Source organism: Ruegeria arenilitoris (assembly GCF_013035315.1).
In the GTDB taxonomy this organism is placed as follows: Bacteria; Pseudomonadota; Alphaproteobacteria; order Rhodobacterales; family Rhodobacteraceae; genus Ruegeria; species Ruegeria arenilitoris_D.
Genome location: NZ_WQHP01000001.1, coordinates 679237 through 695789, shown reverse-complemented (window position 1 = coordinate 695789; position 16553 = coordinate 679237). Strand labels below are relative to the sequence as shown.

Here is a 16553-nt window from a genome sequence, read left to right as displayed (position 1 = left end):
TGGCTAGAACAAAGACCCCTGATCGGGTGCGTCAGGCTTGGCCTGTTTCTTCGCGGCAGGTCGAGCGGGCGAGGATTGGCCCGTGGTGATCTGACCATCTGCGAACTCGATCTCGAACGCGTTGTGTTTTGAGGCCTGTTCTTTTGTGGTTAGAACCTGACCCTCAGCCCGCACCACGGCGTATCCGCGCTGCAGCGTGGCTTTGTAACTCAGCGTTTCCCTAAGCCGGTCAGCCGCGTCCAGCTGTTGCCGCATGCGATCCAGGCGTGTGGTCTGCGCCGCGTTCGTTCGGTCGGCCAACCTGTTGATATTCTGCCGCTGTTGCTCGATCTCGCGCTGGATCGGGCGCAACGAAAGGCGGGACGACATATTCCGCAGTGCCTCATTTCTGGACGATACGAGATTGCGTAAAGTAGACGGGCGCAGATGGGCCGACAACTCGACCACCTGAATACGCCTGTTCTGCACACCGCGACTGAGGGCGGGGGCAAGCCGATCTGCAATCAAATCAAGCCGTTGTCGGGGGGTGTTCAACAAGCTGTCCGGGCGCGGCAGCGCGCGGGACAGGTCGCGCAACCGTTGAGCACGCCGTTGAACCGCGTCTGTTGCCGCTCGGGACAGACGCGCGCCTTGCTCACCGGTCCAAGCCAACAGCTCCATGCGAACGGGTACTGCCAGTTCGGCGGCAGCGGTCGGTGTTGGCGCGCGGCGGTCCGAGACAAAGTCGATCAGGGTCGTATCGGTCTCGTGCCCTACGGCGGAGATCAGCGGGATGTCCGACGCGGCGGTGGCCCGCGCCACGATTTCTTCGTTGAACCCCCAGAGGTCTTCAATCGAGCCGCCACCGCGCGCGACGATAATCAGATCGGGACGGGGTAGCGCTCCGCCCGGGGTCAGCTTGTTGAAGCCCTCAATTGCCCGCGCAACCTCGGGGGCGCAGTTCGCACCTTGGACGGCGACGGGCCAGATCAGAACTTTTCGCGGGAATCGGTCCCGCAAGCGGTGCAGGATATCGCGGATCACCGCACCAGAGGGCGAGGTTACAACGCCAATAATCTGCGGCAGATAGGGGAGGGGCTTTTTGCGCTCGGGCGCAAACAGGCCTTCGGCCTCCAGCTGCTTCTTGCGCTTTTCCAACAGCGCCATCAGCGCGCCTTGGCCCGCAACGGCGACCTCATCGACGTTCAGGTTGTATTTGGACTGCGCGCCAAAAGCGGTCAGACGACCGGTGACGACAACCTCCAGCCCTTCTTCGGGCACCACGGAAAGGCCCGAGATCTGGCCTTTCCAGGTGGTGCAGGCCAACACGTTCCGATCATCCTTGATGTCGTAGTATAGATGGCCGGACCGTGCTTTGAACACCCTGCCAACTTCACCGCGGACACGGATTCGCCCGAACGCGCCCTCGAGTGTGCGTTTCACCTCGCCCGAGATGTCCGAAACGGTGTATTCAGGGGTATTTTGACCGGGAATGGGGTCGTCTAGCAGGTCGGACATTTCAGCGCCTTGTGTCAAATGCCTGCCCAGCTTAGAACGCCCGGAAGGCGAGGCCAAGCAGATCGGAGACCTTCATGAACATCCTCATTCTCGGCAGCGGCGGGCGCGAACACAGCCTCGCCTGGGCGGTGATGCAGAACCCCAAATGTGACCGCCTGATCGTGGCGCCGGGAAATGCCGGGATTGCGCAGATCGCGGACTGCGCAACGCTGGATATCGAGAACGGTGGCGCGGTTGTCAGCTTTGCCGAAGAGAACGCGATTGATTTCGTGATCGTCGGTCCCGAGGCCCCTCTGGCCGCCGGTGTCGCGGATCGGCTGCGTGAGGCGGGCGTGCTGGTCTTTGGTCCGTCCGCAGATGCGGCGCAGTTGGAAGCCTCGAAAAGCTTTACCAAAGAGATCTGTGACGCTTCGAACGCGCCCACAGCGGCTTATGCCCGGTTCACCGAGGCCGAGGCCGCCAAGGCCTATATCCGCGAGCAGGGCGCGCCGATCGTCGTTAAGGCCGATGGTCTGGCCGCCGGCAAAGGCGTGATCGTCGCTATGGACGATCAGACTGCGCTGGACGCCATTGACGACATGTTCGGAGGTGCATTTGGTGGTGCTGGGGCCGAGGTTGTTATCGAAGAGTTCATGGAAGGCGAAGAGGCCTCTTTGTTCGTGCTCTGCGACGGTGAGGACATTCTGTCCATCGGCACCGCGCAGGATCACAAGCGCGTCGGAGAAGGCGATACGGGTTTGAACACCGGCGGAATGGGAGCCTATTCCCCTGCGCCGGTTTTGAGCGCCGAAATCGAAGCGCGTGCTATGGAAGAGATCGTGCGACCGACCATGGCCGAAATGAAACGTCGTGGGATGCCGTTTCAGGGCGTGCTGTATGCGGGTTTGATGATCAAGGACGGCCAGCCAAGGTTGGTGGAATACAACGTCCGCTTTGGCGATCCGGAATGCCAGGTTCTGATGATGCGTCTAGGCGCTCAGGTGCTGGACCTTTTGCACGCGGCCGCGCAGGGCCGGTTGAGCGAGACACAGGTGAATTGGGCGGACGACCATGCAATGACCGTTGTGATGGCCGCCCAGGGTTATCCTGGGTCCTATGAAAAAGGGACTGTGATCAAGGGACTGGATGCGCTTCCTGAAGATAGCAGCAACATGGTCTTTCACGCTGGCACCAAAGCTGTCGACGGGCAGGTGCAGGCTGCAGGTGGGCGTGTGCTAAATGTGACTGCGCGCGGGAAGAGTTTGCAAGAGGCGCGTGATCGGGCTTATGCGATGGTCAACGGTGTTGACTGGCCGGCGGGTTTTTATCGACGCGACATTGGCTGGCGGGCTCTTTGAACGGATAGGGGGCAGGGGGCTTTGCCCCCTCGGCCTTTGGCCTCACCCCCAAGGTCTTATTAGCCAGATGAAGGGGCGGATCAGCATTCTAAGGCGCGGGTCAGGCTTTTGGGGCCTTTGAACGGGCCGAGATCAGTGGTGGTCCAATCGGTTTGGGGTGAAACGCTGATGATGCGCGTCCAGTTGCCGTTGACGAGGATCAATTCCGGAGTGTTGCCACACTCGCGCAGGCCGCCTGATATGAAATCCTCACCTATGCGATGATTTGTGAGGTTCGGCAGCGAGGCGATTTCAGTTAGCTCGCCGTTATCGAAGCGCCAGATGCGCAAGGTTTTGGCCAGATGTGGGCGGTCGACATAGGCGATTTCGACATTCCCATCGCCATCCAGGTCGGCGGCACCGACCGGAGCAAGCCAGCGGAAACGGGTGCCGATATGGGGCGTTGCGGCGATTTTTTCGCCGCGTGAGTCGTAAATTGCCAGTTGCGCGCCTTCGTGGACGCTGGATTCGACGACGATGACTTCGTTTGTGCCGTCCAAATCGACATCGACAATGCGTGGTTCAAGGTCTTCGAAAACGCGGTTCGGTGGCAGTTTGATCGTTACTGTTGAACACTTGTTCGTTGGCTGGACCGATAATGTTCCAGTTGTGGCGTGGGACGTTTTGATTTCCAGCGCACCATATTCGATGTTGTCGCCCAAAACGCCATGAGCGTACCGAGTTGTTGGTTCGGTAAAACGTGCGCTTACGGCAGTTTCTGCAATCGCCGGAGCCACTCCGGCCAGCCACGTGCACACGGCCAACAGCGCGCCGCGTGCCCGGTGGTGCCAAAGGCGGGCGGGCAGGCGCGGCGCTTTGGTTGGCATCAGATCTGTTTTTCCGGCATCTGAACGACCAGACCGTCCAGCTCATCGGTGACCTTGATCTGGCAGGTCAGGCGCGAGCGGGCCGGATCGGGCTCAAAGGCGAAGTCCAGCATGTCCTCTTCCATGTCGTCCTTGGCCGGGATTTTTTCGACCCAGTCGGGGTGGATATAGACATGGCAGGTCGAACAGGCGCAGGCGCCGCCGCAGTCGGCTTCGATGCCGGGGATATTGTTGTCACGGGCCCCTTCCATGACGGTCAGGCCGTTGGCGACGTCGACTGTATGTTCGGTACCGCCGTGCTCGACATAGGTGATCTTTGCCATTGCGTGCGTCTTCCTCTTTCGCTTGTCGATTTCTTCCTTAGTGAAGGCATTTAAGTCTTTCCAGTATCATTTGCGACTTGTCGCGCCGCCTCTGGACTTTCCTTACGTATGTTCTATCTTTGTTCTCATGATTGTGTTGCCTGCTCACCCTGCGGCCTCAAGCCGAGACTGGCCGCGCCCGCCCGCCTGTCTGCCTGCCAACCGGCTGAACGAGCCGCTTGAGGGGCACAGGGTGGCTGTTGCGGGGCTGGTGATCCTACGGCAGAGGCCGGGTACGGCCAAGGGCGTGATCTTTATCACGCTTGAGGATGAGACCGGCATCGTGAACGTGGTGGTCTGGCGCAAGATCTACGAACAATTCCGCCGGGCGGTGATTTCAGGCCGGTTGCTGCGGGTGACCGGGCGAATGCAACGGGCGCATTCGGTAACCCATGTGATCGCGGAAGAGATCGAGGATATCTCGGGGATGTTGGATGTGCTGGTGCGGGGCGGAGGGGTAGGCTGCTAAGCGGACGAAGCCGTCAAACAAGGCAAGCACACTAATGGCCGCTGTCAGCTCGGCCGGAAATTAGCAATAAATTCGGCGGACTTTAGATGGCCCAGATTGCGAGCTTCTTCCTCTGCGGTTGTGTCGTCATCGATCAGGGTCGTGACCGAACGATCTGCGCCTGCCGTGAGTAGCATATGCATCGATCTTTCATCTTCTCTTATCGCAGCCATGTGTAAAGGGGTCCAACCATTGATACCTCGCTGATTGATGTCAACGCCAGCTGCGATCAATGCTTCGAGCATTTGATACTTTTCCTTGCCCTCATGTTCAATACAGGCAAGCACCGGAGGATATCCGTCAGCCGTACAAGGTTGCAAGTTAATCCCTTGTTCGATCATCCAGTTAACTGACTTCAAGCAACCACATTCGACGGCATGCACGATCCAAGGAGAGCCGAAGCACCCATCATTCTCGCGCGGGAAACTGTCCACCAACTGCGTAGCGAATTCAAGTTGATCTAGGTCGCCATTAGCGAGCCATTCCTGAATTTCACATAGCTCTTTATAGGCAGGATTCTCGGACAACTTGTACCCGTGATCGATCCAGTCATTTCTAGCCATACTCTTGGATCCGCTAGATTTGTTCAGAAACGCCAACTACCACTTAAGCAATAGCAGACCTTTAGCAGAAGCGCAGCATCCGTAGCCATGGGCCCAAAGAAGTCATTCGTACGAGGTGAATTACCGCCGAAACAAAATCCCCTGCGCCTGCTTGTCTCGATGATCACCGCGCAAATCTGCGTGTAACGCACGCCCTGCCTGAACGCCGGGGCGGGCGCTGACGGTTTCAAGCCAGCGGGTGAAATGCGGTTTGTCGTCCAAAACCTGCTGCTGACCTTCCCATAAGCTCGCCCACCCCCAGATCGACATATCTGCGATAGAGTAGAAATCGCCTGCCACGTACTCATTCTCGGCCAGTCGTCGATCCAGAACGCTGTACAGGCGCCCGACCTCGGCGCGGTAGCGATCCTTGGCATAGGGTAGGTCCTGCGGTGGTTCGAGGTTGGGGGCGTATTTCAGGAAATGGTGCGCCTGACCGGCCATCGGGCCGACGCCGCCCATCTGCCACATCAGCCATTCCTCGACTGCGATCCGGTCCCGCTCGGTTTTCCCATAGAAGCGCCCGGTTTTGCGAGCCAGATACATCAGGATCGCGCCGCTTTCGAACACCGAGATCGGTTTGCCGTCCGGGCCGTCGGGGTCGACGATGGCGGGCATGCGGTTGTTAGGGGCGATCTTCAGGAACTCGGGGTCGAACTGATCACCTTTGCCGATGTTGATCAGGTGAGTGGTGTAAGGCAGCTCCATCTCTTCCAAAGCGATGGATACCTTCCAGCCGTTTGGCGTGGGCCAGAAATACAGGTCGATCATGGCGTCTCCTCAGGTTGAGGAGATCATGAGGCTTTCTGCGCAAACGGCAAGAGGTCGTTCGGACGGGGCAGAGCAAAAAGCCGTGACCAGCGGCGGGCAGGCTGGTCCGGGACGCCATTGCGCAGGATCGGCAGACTTAGCCGGTCATGTTGGCGCAGCAGGGCGTTATAGGCGCGCAGAACACCCGGTCGGGTATAGCTGGACCAATGGCAAATCCGGCGTTGCGGATCGCCGATCGGGAACACAACGCGGGACAGATGTTCCAGCGTGTCGTTGCAATCAAGCTGCAGTGTCACCGCATTCGGCGCGACAAGGCCGAGGCTGATGCTGCGATCGCCCGGTTTGGGTGGTTGGATCAGCCATTCAAACATGAAGTCGAACAGGTCGTTCTCGCGGCTCGTCACGTTGATGAACTCGGCCTGACGTCCGGCCGGGGTTTCCAACGCGCTGAGGGCGCGGCTTTGATAGGCGGCTCCGGTCATCGAGATGATGCGGTTCAACGATCCTGGCTGAATGTGGTGCAGCGCTTCCAGTGCCAGTTCCGTGCCCATCGAATGGCCGATGAAATGGATCGGTCGGGCAGGGTTAAGCCGGCGCAGATACCGAATAAGGTCCGCAAGCGCACGGCCAGCTTCAATTGCTCTGCGGCGCGCGGCCCATAACGGCCCCTGCGCATCCCAGCCAAAGGCAATGCCCAGACCTTCATCCTTGAAGCCAGAGCCAAAGCCCAACTGCTGTGGCCAGCTGGGACAGTGCCAAGGCATGGCTGTTGGATGCAGCGACAGGATGTGCCGATGCGGGCAGGTCTTGTCGTCTTCGGGGCGGTACTTGTAGCCGTGTGTCATGATGATGACAGGTCCTTGCGTGTCGCGGGTTTGCCGCAAAACGCTGCGTGGCGACCGCGGGCTGCGGTGCAGGGCGACGGTGTCACCTATGGCGTTGATCCTGACGACTGGCATGGGGTGCCTCACACAAGATATTGTGGTGTCGATTTCGCACAACGCTATGACGCTTTGGTGAAAGGGCGGTTACAGATCCGTGACGTTGCCTCTGTCAGGGTTGACGAGTTCGCAACTGCGGCGTAAACGCCACATCACCACGTGGCGATTTGTTACCGGATTGCGGGCCACGCTAAACAAAACCGCTAAAAGGTCAGGATGAAAGGCCCCTTTCGCTTGACCGCGTCTGGGGTTTTTTTGATGCCCTTGCCAGGCAAGGGTCGAGAGGAATGAGATGAGCGAGAGCTGGAACAAACGCACCCAAGCCGTACATGGCGGCACCCGTCGCAGCCAGTATAATGAGGTCAGCGAAGCGATCTTTCTGACCCAGGGTTTTGTCTACGAAAATGCCGAGCAGGCCGAGGCGCGGTTCATTGAAACCGGCCCGGACGAGTTCATCTATGCCCGTTATGGCAACCCAACCGTGTCGATGTTTGAACAGCGCATTGCTGCGTTGGAAGGTGGCGAAGATGCGTTTGCAACCGCCTCTGGCATGGCGGCGGTCAACGCCGCGCTGACCTCGATGTTGAAAGCGGGCGACCATGTGGTTTCGGCCAAGGCGTTGTTCGGCTCGTGCCTTTATATCCTCGAAAATATCCTGACGCGCTTTGGTGTCGAGGTGACGTTTGTCGATGGAACCGATCTGGACGCATGGCAGGCGGCGATCCGTCCTGACACCAAGGCTGTGTTCTTCGAATCCATGTCGAACCCAACGCTTGAGGTCATCGACATCTCGGCAGTCGCACAACTGGCCCACGCGGTCGGAGCGCTGGTGATCGTGGACAATGTGTTCTCGACCCCTGTCTTCTCGCGCGCGATCGAGCAGGGTGCGGACGTAGTCGTCTACTCGGCCACCAAACATATCGACGGGCAGGGGCGTGCTCTGGGCGGCGTGATCATCGGAACCAAGGATTTCATCCGCGGGACCGTTGAGCCGTATCTCAAGCACACCGGTGGCGCGCTGAGCCCGTTCAACGCATGGGTGATGCTGAAGGGATTGGAGACAATGTCGCTGCGGGTCAATGCGCAGGCCGAGACAGCACAGTCCATTGCCGAGGCGCTTGAGGGGCACCCGGCGCTGGAGCGGACATTGTACCCGGGTCTGAAAACCCACGCCCAGAACGCATTGGTACAAACCCAGCTGGGCGGCAAAGGTGGAACGGTTCTGTCGCTGGACATCAAGGGTGGCAAGGACGGGGCGTTCGCGTTCCTGAACGCGCTGACGATCCCGGTGATCTCGAACAACCTGGGAGATGCCAAGTCCATCGCGACGCATCCGGCCACAACCACGCATCAGCGTCTGAGCGACGACCAGAAAGACGAACTGGGTATCACGCCCGGCCTGATCCGGTTTTCCGTCGGGTTGGAAGATGCAGGCGATCTGCTGAAAGACATCGAGAACGCGCTGACGATCTCTCAGAAGTAATCAAAAGCGCCCCGCAGCTCAGGTCTGCGGGGGTCTGATTTCAAGCCCGGCCGTAGAACCCTAATCTCTCTTCGCTGGTGAAAGAGACGCCCGGCTGTTCGTAATATGAAAACACGGCAATCACCCGCGCCTCTTCTCCGACAATCGGTGTGACGCGGTGGGCGGTGTTCTTGCCCTTGAAAACATTCAGCGTTCCGGGGCTGAGCGTGATCGTCTTGCTCTGGTCATCTTCACTGTTCAGCAACCGCGCGACGCCGTCATAGTTCGGGTCGGTATCGCTGCGCAGATTGGTGCGATACTCAAACTGACCGCCTTGTGCCGGGGCCTGCAGCAGCAGCGTCGTCGTGAATTCCGAGCGGTCGAAATGCCAATTGAGGGCTTGCCCCTCTTGATAGGACATGACGTTCACGGACGCCATTGGATCGTCCATCACGTGCAGGGCCGGTTTGTCCATAGTTGCGGCAAGAAACTGAGCGAATTCAGGCCATTCATACAAACGCAGAAGGGCAGAACCCGCGATCTGATCCGCGCATAGCGTACGGTTGGATGTGTCGAATTCCTGCAGGGCTGGGTGATCGTCTGGCAGGTCTGCAATCTTCTTGAAGTAGATATTGTGGCGGCGTTGATGCAGGAACGCTTCGGTATCAAATCGTGGCCTCATATCCGCAACGGCCCGGCGGGCGACATCCCGGTGCAGCAAACCTTCGAGGTTGAACATCCCTTCCTGCGCAAGGTCACGACGGCAGGTTTCTACAAGGTCTTTCCATGCCTCGCTGCCGGGTTGGTCCAGAGGAAACCGCTCAAGATCAAGTATGTCGCGCATGTCAGGTCCACCTCACTGATAAGCCTCAGGGAATTTCACTAGCATCCTGTGATCCCGCAGCTGCGAATGCTATTCTGTTTGCGACAGCGCGGGCCCAGGCCGGACCCCAGGCCGCGTTCCGCTGGAAAATGACGGTTTCACGCAGATTTATTCAATCCGATCCGGTATCTTGTGCGTATCCGGGAGGACTGGAAAAGAACCTGAACCTGCTATATCTCTGCGTCGACAAAAGGAACCCTTGCGTATGAACGTATATCCCCGTGACCTTGACAACAGTCCTGACCGTGATGAAGCCGAGGCAGCGCTGAACGTCCTGCGGCGATGGGCGTCATCCGCGACTGAAGCAGAGATCAGCCAGATTGACCCGGCGGTTGCACGTCTGATCCCGGGCATGGTGCCGGTGAACTATCCGTCGCTGTCGCGTACATTCCCCGAGGACTTCAAAGTTGATGAGGCGTACAAAGCCTCGCTGCCGGATTTGCAGAATGGTCCGTCCAGCCTGATCCGGGGGGCCAAGCAGCAAATCCAGCATGTCGGGATCTCGAATTTCCGCCTGCCGATCCGTTTCCACCGCAAACACGGTGAAGACGTGATGCTGGAAACGTCGGTCACCGGAACGGTCAGCCTCGAAGCCGAGAAGAAGGGCATCAACATGTCCCGGATAATGCGGTCCTTCTACAAGCACGCCGAACGCACCTTCAGCTTTGAGGTGATGGAGGCCGCGCTGGATGACTATATGTCCGACCTCGACAGCTTTGATGCACGGATTCAGATGCGCTTTGCCTACCCGGACAAGGTCCAAAGTTTGCGTTCTGGTTTGGAGGGGTACCAATATTACGACATCGCGCTGGAACTGGTGGAACAGAACGGCGTGCGTCAGAAGATTATGCACCTGGACTACGTCTATTCGTCGACATGCCCCTGTTCGCTGGAGCTGAGCGAACATGCTCGGGCGACCCGTGGGCAACTGGCGACGCCGCATTCGCAGCGCTCGGTGGCGCGAATTTCGGTCGTGGTCGATTGCGACGCCGATTGCCTGTGGTTCGAGGATTTGATCGCCATCTGCCGTCGTGCGGTTCCGACCGAGACGCAGGTTATGGTCAAGCGCGAAGACGAGCAGGCCTTTGCCGAACTGAATGCCGCGAACCCGATTTTCGTCGAAGACGCGGCCCGCTCGTTCTGCGCCGAGCTTTTGGCCGATCATCACGTGGGCGACTTCCGTGTTGTCGCAAGCCATCAGGAAAGCCTTCACAGTCACGATGCGGTCTCCGTTCTGACCGAAGGCCCAACCTTTGTGTCGTCCAGCCTGGACCCTCGACTGTTTACCACTCTGTTCCACGTCGGCTGATTGTTTAAATCAGGGGTGGATAAGTCTCAAAATTAGACAAAAGGCGATTTTCCGCCGCAGCGCAGCAGAAAATGCTGCGCTAGCATACTCGTTCGCGCTACACTGTGACGGAATGCAGCCGTGGCAGGCGGACTTCTGTTCGTGCGTCTGTCGCCCTTAAAGGAAGCTGAGACGTGCAACGCTCAGGACTGCGTGACTGCTTGAACCGCCCGAGATTTCGGGACGGGCAGGGCCCTTCACTCTTTTGCAGGCTGCATCGCTTTCAGAGGAGAACTAACGAATGAATCCGATTTCCCAACCGCTGGAATTTCAGGCTGCGGCCATTCGAATGGCCGGCTATGCGGTTAGCAACCAAATGAAAATTATGCAGATTTTGACCCGATCGGCGATGGAGCTGCCGTTTGTGTCCGTCAGTGCCCTGCACGCGTCTGCGTCGGCTCCGGCCCCGGTTGCACCATCGGCAAAACCGGCACCCAAGGCCAAGCCGGTCGCAAAGGCGAAGCCCGCAGTCGTCGCCAAGCCCAAGCCCGCTGCCCGACGGAAAACGGCGACAAAGCCAAAGGTCGAATCACCTAAACCTGCGGCACCAAAATCCGTGCCAGTAGCAGCCAAAACAGCGGTGGTTGCCGAGAAACCCACCGCAAAGCCCGCTGTGGCCAAGAAACAACCCGTGGCAAAGCCCGCAACGGCGGTAAAACCGAAACCCGCTGCCAGAAAAGCTTCGACACCAAAGCCAGCGGCAGTGGCCAAGCCTAAACCAGTGACTGTAACACCTGCAGCACCTAAGGCGGCAGTTGCGCAAACGCCAAAACCGCAGGCTGCGACCAAGACCACGGCTCCGAAGGCCGCTGCAAAACCTACCGTCAAGCCTGCCGCGCCTAAGCCTGTCGCGGCAAAGACAGCGGCACCCAAGCCCGTTGCAGCGAAACCTGCCCCGGCCAAGCCCGCGGCTGAGAAACCCGCCACGGTCAAGCCTGCAGCCGCGAAACCGGCGGCACAACCAGCCCCGGCGCGACGGACACGTGCTCCGTCCAAGCCGCCCGCGATGCCAACGCCCGGGGTCAAAACCGAAGGGTAAAACACGACACCGGCTTGACACGGTCATGCAGGCGCGCCAACGCTGCGCCTCATGACGGATATGCGCCCGGTTGGATATGTGATTGGCCTGTTGGTCGCCATTCTTGGGGCGACCATGATGCTGCCAATGGCTGCGGACTTCATCGAAGGCCGGGGAGAATGGCACGTTTTCCTCGAAAGCGGCATTATCACGATCCTGACCGGTGTTATTCTTGCGATGAGCTGCTCGAACGGGGTTGGCGAAGGCCTGACGATCCGTCAGACCTTTTTGCTGACCACCGGAGTTTGGGTCGCTTTGCCGTTTTTCGGCGCGATCCCATTTCTGTTTGGTGAGACCGAACTGCGTTTTGTCGATGCGTATTTCGAGGCGATGTCGGGTTTGACAACGACCGGCTCAACCGTGATCTCGGGGCTTGATGACCTGCCGCAGGGCCTGTTGCTTTGGCGCGGCCTGCTGCAATGGTTGGGCGGCATTGGGATCATCGTTGTAGCGATGGTGTTTCTGCCCGAACTGCGGGTTGGCGGGATGCAAATTTTCCGTTCGGAAGGCTTTGAAACCATGGGTAAAATCCTGCCTCGTGCGCAGGAGATCGCGGGCCAGATATCCCTGATCTACGTCTTCCTGACAGTTGTATGTGCGCTGGTCTATGCTGCTCTGGGGATGGGCTTTTTCGATGCTGTGGTACACGCGCTCACAACCATCTCAACCGGAGGGTTCTCCAACTACGACGCCTCGTTCGGCACGTTTTCTGGACCCGCGGAATATGCAGCCGCGGTCTTCATGATCCTCGCGGCTTTGCCGTTTGTACGCTACGTGCAATTCGCGAATGGCAACACCAGTTCGATCTGGAAGGACAGCCAGATCCAGGCATTTCTGGGGACGATAGCCGTATTGGTGATCATCATGGCCGTGTACCTGACGTCGGTTTTCCCGCACCACTGGGAACAGGCAGTCCGGGAGTCCCTGTTCAACATCACCTCGATCATTTCGGGCACCGGCTATGCCAGCGTCGATTACATGGGGTGGGGCAGTTTCCCGATCATGATGTTCTTCCTGATCGGTCTGATCGGAGGCTGCGCGGGCTCGACGGCCTGCTCGATCAAGATTTTCCGGTACCAGCTTCTGTTTGCGTCGATCAAAACTCAGATCCGCCGTATCCGATCACCCCACGGGGTCTTTACGCCGCAATATGATGGTCGCTCGATCGGTCCGGACGTTCTGACGTCGGTCATGAGCTTTTTCATGTTCTTCGTTGTTTCGTTGGGCGTGCTGGCTTGGGCATTGGCTCTGACCGGGTTGGACTTCATCACGGCAGTCTCGGGGGCCGCAACAGCTTTGGCCAACGTGGGGCCGGGTCTGGGGGATCAGATCGGACCGGCCGGAAACTTTGCCGGGCTCAGCGATACTGCGAAATGGCTGCTGTCGATTGGCATGTTGGTTGGCAGGCTTGAGTTGCTGGCCGTTTACGCTCTGTTCACTGTCCAATTCTGGAGAAACTAATGAAAAGACCCCTTGGTGCGCAGATCTCGCACATGCTCCGGGATCGCGGAGTCGATGTGATCTTTGGTATTCCCGGCGTGCACAATCAAGAAATGTACCGTGGGATCGAAGAGGCGGGGATCACCCACGTACTGGCCCGGCACGAGCAGGGGGCCGGTTTTATGGCTGACGGCTATGCCCGTGCAACCGGCAAGCCGGGCGTTGCCTATGTCATCACCGGGCCCGGGCTGTGCAACATCATGACGCCGATGGGGCAGGCTTATACGGATTCCGTTCCGATGTTGGTGATGTCTTCGTGCCTGGACGAAACCCAGGGCGTGCACGGCCAATTGCACCAAATGAAGGATCAAAGGGCCGCGGCTGAAACCGTGACCGACTGGTCGCATCAGGCGAACACAGCACAGGCAGCATACAATCTGGTGGAACGCGCGTTTGAAGAATTCGAGCTTAGCCGCCCGCGTCCAAAACACATTCAGGTGCCCATTGCCCAGCTTGAGGCTGATGCAGACCCTGCACCGTTTCCGAACCAACCGGGCTTGCGCACAAAAGTGCTGCCGCCGGACGTAGCGCCAGTAATGTCTATGCTGAACATCGCGAAACGGCCCTTGTTCATTCTGGGCGGGGGCGCGCGTTCGAACCTGTGGCGACAGATTCTGACCCAACTGGGGGCAGCTTGTTTCACCACCTATGCAGGGCGCGGAATGGCCGGGCTGGGTTATGCTTTGGATTTCGGTGCTATGTTGCCGCGACCGGGCAGTGCCGACGTGATCGCTTCGGCGGACCTTGTGGTCGTCGTCGGCGCGGAGCTGGGCGAGGTGGATCTGTGGCGCGAAGCTCTGGGTCATTCCGCAAATCTGGTGCGAGTCGATCTGGACCCGAAGGTTCTATCCGATCATCACCGGGCGGCTATCAAGCTGCAGGCCGATGGTGAGAGCTTTGCGCATGCCTTGTGGGCGGCGGCCGAGCAGATAAAACCGGCAACGGGATGGTCGGCAGATGAAGTCGCCGATGCGCGCACCCGTTGGCGCGCTGAGGTGGATGCGGAACGCCCCGGGATTGTTCCGGTGATCGACGCTCTGCGCGAGTTGATGCCCGGTGACACGATGATCTATTCGGACATGACCCAGTTCGCCTATGTTGCGAAAGAGGTCTGGGATATGGCCTATCCCTATCACTGGCACCACCCGACCGGGTTCGGCACTTTGGGCTATGCCTTGCCCGCCGGGATTGGCGGGGCCGTGGCGCGCCGGGGTAAGCCAACGGCGGTGATAGCCGGGGATTACGGGTTTCACTACACGATGCAAGAGCTTGGCGTTGCAGTCGAATTGGGACTGTCGCTGCCAATCATCCTTTGGGACAACGGAAAACTGAAAGAGATCGAAGACAGCATGGTCCGCGGGCAAATCGCCCCGAACGCTGTCGTCGCACGTAACCCGGATTTCTGCAAATTGGCCGAGGCCTTTGGTGCCTTGTCAGCTGCGCCGTCAAGTTTGGCCGAGATGCAAGAGGCCGTTCGATCGGCGTTCTCTGCCCCGGTCCCGACGCTGATCAGAGTCACGCCAGACATCCTCTAGGCAAAGAAAAACGCCGCCCGAATTGGGCGGCGTTTTCGTCAATGTGGTGTGCTTAATCCCAGCAATGGACCAGAACGGTCATCCCGGTTGCGCGACGGTTCAATTCATTGGGTGAGATTTGCGCCGTAGGCGTGCCCGACTGCCCCGAGATACCCGCCTTGGCCAGAACCTCGTTCAGACTGTTCGCAGTTGCTGCAAGGCTGACAGAAGCGGGCAGGGTGCGCCCTTCGGTCGGGGTCGGCAACAGCATCCCCACGACCTGACCATTATCGTCAAAGATCGGACCGCCCGCGTCACCCGGCTGCGCCGCCAGTGCCAGGCGTTTCACGCCGTCCTCTCCGTTCAGGCCGCGCAGATCAGCGATCTGACCGTAAGTCAGCGTCGGAGCGCCCAGAGCGCCCTGATAGGAGAACCCGGACACCGCGACCTCGGATTGAAGGCGTGGAGTGTTCGCGCTGAACTCGGCCACGCTGACCGGCACCAGATTTTGGCTGGGGCGCAGAACCGCGACACCCAGATCCGCATCGGATGCGGCAACCTGAAGCTCTTGATCGCCGTCTAGAGTGATGCGTGTGCAGCTGTCAGCAGCCTCGGCCACGGTCAGGACCGTACCGCTGGCATCGGCAAAGAAACCCGAGCGCGACAGGCGAGGGGTGCGGATCTGGAGCCCCGAAACCAGATTAATTCGCTGGTCGGCGTTTGCACCGGCAGCTGCATCCAGCACCGCACCAGTCGCATTATAGCTGGCCTGCATCGCCGCCAACACGCGGGCGCGACGGGCGTCGTCACCTTCGGGCCAGACCAGCATGAAGCCTTTGATCTGACCGTTTTCCAGACGCGCTTCGCCATAGGTCACAATTCCTTTGCCACGCCCTTCAAGCGTAAAGCGATCACCACGCAGTTGACGGGGACCATCCAACGGAACGATTTCAAGAGACTGCAGAACTTCGTACAGCGCGCGCAGCGTGGCCTGATCGCCTTTCTGACTGATCAACAGTGCCTTGGCATCCAGATCGGTTGTGCTGTTGAAGTGAACAAATGGGGCTTCGTACCGGTCGAAGGCCATGACACCCAATGGCAGGTCCATGTTGATACCCGCTTGAGGGTCCGCGTAACGCTCCATCCCGACGCTCAGCAGAGGGGCGTTGAAGTCGTCCATCAACGCCTTTCGTTGCGCAGTCGTCAGAACGCCGGTCGCCTCAAAGCCGTTGAACCGCTGCCAGTCGCCCATCGACCGGCGTGTGCCTTGACCAAACGCGCCGTCGATTGTGGAATTGTAGAAACCCGCGGCCTGCAGGGCGGTCTGCAGATCCAAACGGTCCTGCGTGCTCAGCAAGCGTTCGCTTTGCAGGGCTTGGGACCGGGTTTCGTCCGATGCTTGCGGCGTCAGTCCGACAACCGGTTGCTCGGGCTGAGGCTCAACCGGCGGTGTGACAACGCCGCGGTCCAGAATGTTCGCACCAACTGGCCAGAATTGCTGCCCCAGCGCGCTGGTGAACGTGATGTAACTGTCGGCAGGAATTTGTCCCTCGGCCCGGTAGACGCGCAAGACCTGCTCGGCATCGCCGCGCAAATAGGGCCCGATAACAATAGCATACCAGCCAGAGTTCAGGCGGAAACCGTTCACGTCAGGTAAGTTGTTGGCATAGTCCTGCGCGCGCTCCTGCGCCTCGCGCAGCGATGGCTGCGCCTCGACCTGCACCCAGACGCCTGCGTCCTGCTGTGCAAAAACAGCGCGCGCGCTGATGAGAAAAAGAAACAAAATTGCCGTAAATATGCGAGTCATTGTCTGCCCGTGTCCGCAGTGTTTTATCTTTGCCGGACAGTATGCGAATTCATGTGTCGAAAGCTATGCCCGGAATA

General features: G+C 59.1%; 15 protein-coding genes and 1 riboswitch. Of the genes, 6 read left to right on the top strand and 9 right to left on the bottom strand.

Translation table 11 applies throughout. The features are described from left to right. Window positions 1–3 precede the first annotated feature (3 nt). On the bottom strand, window positions 4–1497 hold the full coding sequence (xseA, locus tag GOV53_RS03385; protein ID WP_170464290.1) for an exodeoxyribonuclease VII large subunit: 1494 nt from the start codon (window positions 1495–1497) through the stop codon (window positions 4–6). Between the two features lie 74 nt (window positions 1498–1571). Between xseA and purD the strand changes: the two genes are divergently transcribed. Beyond that, window positions 1572–2834, top strand: coding sequence for a phosphoribosylamine--glycine ligase (purD, locus tag GOV53_RS03380; protein ID WP_170421936.1), 1263 nt, complete (start codon window positions 1572–1574; stop codon window positions 2832–2834). An 80-nt stretch (window positions 2835–2914) separates the two neighbouring features. Here the strand turns inward: purD and GOV53_RS03375 are convergent, their stop codons facing one another. Both GOV53_RS03375 and GOV53_RS03370 read right to left on the bottom strand, forming a co-directional pair. Further along, the gene (locus GOV53_RS03375; RefSeq protein WP_170464289.1) at window positions 2915–3700 is read right to left on the bottom strand and encodes an FG-GAP repeat domain-containing protein; all 786 of its coding nucleotides are present in this window, start codon (window positions 3698–3700) and stop codon (window positions 2915–2917) included. Then, a complete protein-coding gene (locus tag GOV53_RS03370; RefSeq protein WP_170464288.1) occupies window positions 3700–4023 on the bottom strand; it encodes a 2Fe-2S iron-sulfur cluster-binding protein in 324 nt (107 codons plus the stop codon). Before GOV53_RS03370 ends, GOV53_RS03375 begins: the two co-directional genes overlap by 1 nt. Before the next feature lie 127 nt (window positions 4024–4150). Between GOV53_RS03370 and GOV53_RS03365 the strand changes: the two genes are divergently transcribed. Continuing rightward, the gene (locus GOV53_RS03365; protein WP_170464287.1) at window positions 4151–4531 is read left to right on the top strand and encodes an OB-fold nucleic acid binding domain-containing protein; all 381 of its coding nucleotides are present in this window, start codon (window positions 4151–4153) and stop codon (window positions 4529–4531) included. Window positions 4532–4575: 44 nt separating this feature from the next. Here GOV53_RS03365 and GOV53_RS21230 read toward each other — a convergent pair whose 3' ends face one another. The 3 genes from GOV53_RS21230 to GOV53_RS03350 all read right to left on the bottom strand — a co-directional run bounded on the left by GOV53_RS21230 (window position 4576) and on the right by GOV53_RS03350 (window position 6902). Beyond that, on the bottom strand, window positions 4576–5133 hold the full coding sequence (locus tag GOV53_RS21230; protein ID WP_254439150.1) for an ankyrin repeat domain-containing protein: 558 nt from the start codon (window positions 5131–5133) through the stop codon (window positions 4576–4578). 120 nt (window positions 5134–5253) lie between these two features. Continuing rightward, entirely contained in the window at window positions 5254–5943 is a 690-nt protein-coding gene (locus GOV53_RS03355) for a glutathione S-transferase N-terminal domain-containing protein (protein WP_170464286.1), read from the bottom strand. A 23-nt stretch (window positions 5944–5966) separates the two neighbouring features. After that, the gene (locus GOV53_RS03350) at window positions 5967–6902 is read right to left on the bottom strand and encodes an alpha/beta fold hydrolase (protein ID WP_170464285.1); all 936 of its coding nucleotides are present in this window, start codon (window positions 6900–6902) and stop codon (window positions 5967–5969) included. Between the two features lie 131 nt (window positions 6903–7033). Next, window positions 7034–7111, top strand: a riboswitch (SAM riboswitch). A gap of 65 nt (window positions 7112–7176) precedes the next feature. Here GOV53_RS03350 and metZ point away from each other — a divergent pair. After that, the gene (metZ, locus tag GOV53_RS03345) at window positions 7177–8367 is read left to right on the top strand and encodes an O-succinylhomoserine sulfhydrylase (protein ID WP_170464284.1); all 1191 of its coding nucleotides are present in this window, start codon (window positions 7177–7179) and stop codon (window positions 8365–8367) included. 40 nt (window positions 8368–8407) lie between these two features. Here the strand turns inward: metZ and GOV53_RS03340 are convergent, their stop codons facing one another. Then, the gene (locus tag GOV53_RS03340) at window positions 8408–9190 is read right to left on the bottom strand and encodes a HalD/BesD family halogenase (RefSeq protein WP_170464283.1); all 783 of its coding nucleotides are present in this window, start codon (window positions 9188–9190) and stop codon (window positions 8408–8410) included. Between the two features lie 244 nt (window positions 9191–9434). Between GOV53_RS03340 and folE2 the strand changes: the two genes are divergently transcribed. After that, window positions 9435–10538, top strand: coding sequence for a GTP cyclohydrolase FolE2 (gene folE2 / locus GOV53_RS03335; protein ID WP_170464282.1), 1104 nt, complete (start codon window positions 9435–9437; stop codon window positions 10536–10538). A 336-nt stretch (window positions 10539–10874) separates the two neighbouring features. Here the strand turns inward: folE2 and GOV53_RS03330 are convergent, their stop codons facing one another. Next, window positions 10875–11621 carry a hypothetical protein gene (locus tag GOV53_RS03330; RefSeq protein WP_170464281.1) on the bottom strand — a complete coding sequence of 249 codons (747 nt, stop codon included), beginning with the start codon at window positions 11619–11621 and terminating at the stop codon, window positions 10875–10877. Between the two features lie 46 nt (window positions 11622–11667). Between GOV53_RS03330 and GOV53_RS03325 the strand changes: the two genes are divergently transcribed. Together GOV53_RS03325 and GOV53_RS03320 are read left to right on the top strand one after the other, a co-directional pair. Next, window positions 11668–13116 carry a TrkH family potassium uptake protein gene (locus tag GOV53_RS03325; RefSeq protein ID WP_170464280.1) on the top strand — a complete coding sequence of 483 codons (1449 nt, stop codon included), beginning with the start codon at window positions 11668–11670 and terminating at the stop codon, window positions 13114–13116. Beyond that, on the top strand, window positions 13116–14690 hold the full coding sequence (locus GOV53_RS03320; protein WP_170464279.1) for a thiamine pyrophosphate-binding protein: 1575 nt from the start codon (window positions 13116–13118) through the stop codon (window positions 14688–14690). Before GOV53_RS03325 ends, GOV53_RS03320 begins: the two co-directional genes overlap by 1 nt. Before the next feature lie 52 nt (window positions 14691–14742). Here GOV53_RS03320 and GOV53_RS03315 read toward each other — a convergent pair whose 3' ends face one another. Continuing rightward, window positions 14743–16476, bottom strand: a complete 1734-nt coding sequence (locus tag GOV53_RS03315) for a serine protease (RefSeq protein WP_170464278.1) — start codon at window positions 16474–16476, stop codon at window positions 14743–14745. Between the last annotated feature and the right edge of the window lie 77 nt (window positions 16477–16553).

Bases quoted from the DNA above. Each gene is read 5' to 3' on its own strand.
- GOV53_RS03355 (WP_170464286.1), bottom strand. From the start codon at position 5,943: ATGATCGACCTGTATTTCTGGCCCACGCCAAACGGCTGGAAGGTATCC.
- purD (WP_170421936.1), top strand. From the start codon at position 1,572: ATGAACATCCTCATTCTCGGCAGCGGCGGGCGCGAACACAGCCTCGCC.
- GOV53_RS03325 (WP_170464280.1), top strand. From the start codon at position 11,668: ATGACGGATATGCGCCCGGTTGGATATGTGATTGGCCTGTTGGTCGCC.
- GOV53_RS03375 (WP_170464289.1), bottom strand. From the start codon at position 3,700: ATGCCAACCAAAGCGCCGCGCCTGCCCGCCCGCCTTTGGCACCACCGG.
- GOV53_RS03340 (WP_170464283.1), bottom strand. From the start codon at position 9,190: ATGCGCGACATACTTGATCTTGAGCGGTTTCCTCTGGACCAACCCGGC.
- metZ (WP_170464284.1), top strand. From the start codon at position 7,177: ATGAGCGAGAGCTGGAACAAACGCACCCAAGCCGTACATGGCGGCACC.
- GOV53_RS03365 (WP_170464287.1), top strand. From the start codon at position 4,151: ATGATTGTGTTGCCTGCTCACCCTGCGGCCTCAAGCCGAGACTGGCCG.
- GOV53_RS03370 (WP_170464288.1), bottom strand. From the start codon at position 4,023: ATGGCAAAGATCACCTATGTCGAGCACGGCGGTACCGAACATACAGTC.
- folE2 (WP_170464282.1), top strand. From the start codon at position 9,435: ATGAACGTATATCCCCGTGACCTTGACAACAGTCCTGACCGTGATGAA.
- GOV53_RS03350 (WP_170464285.1), bottom strand. From the start codon at position 6,902: ATGCCAGTCGTCAGGATCAACGCCATAGGTGACACCGTCGCCCTGCAC.
- GOV53_RS21230 (WP_254439150.1), bottom strand. From the start codon at position 5,133: ATGGCTAGAAATGACTGGATCGATCACGGGTACAAGTTGTCCGAGAAT.
- xseA (WP_170464290.1), bottom strand. From the start codon at position 1,497: ATGTCCGACCTGCTAGACGACCCCATTCCCGGTCAAAATACCCCTGAA.
- GOV53_RS03320 (WP_170464279.1), top strand. From the start codon at position 13,116: ATGAAAAGACCCCTTGGTGCGCAGATCTCGCACATGCTCCGGGATCGC.
- GOV53_RS03315 (WP_170464278.1), bottom strand. From the start codon at position 16,476: ATGACTCGCATATTTACGGCAATTTTGTTTCTTTTTCTCATCAGCGCG.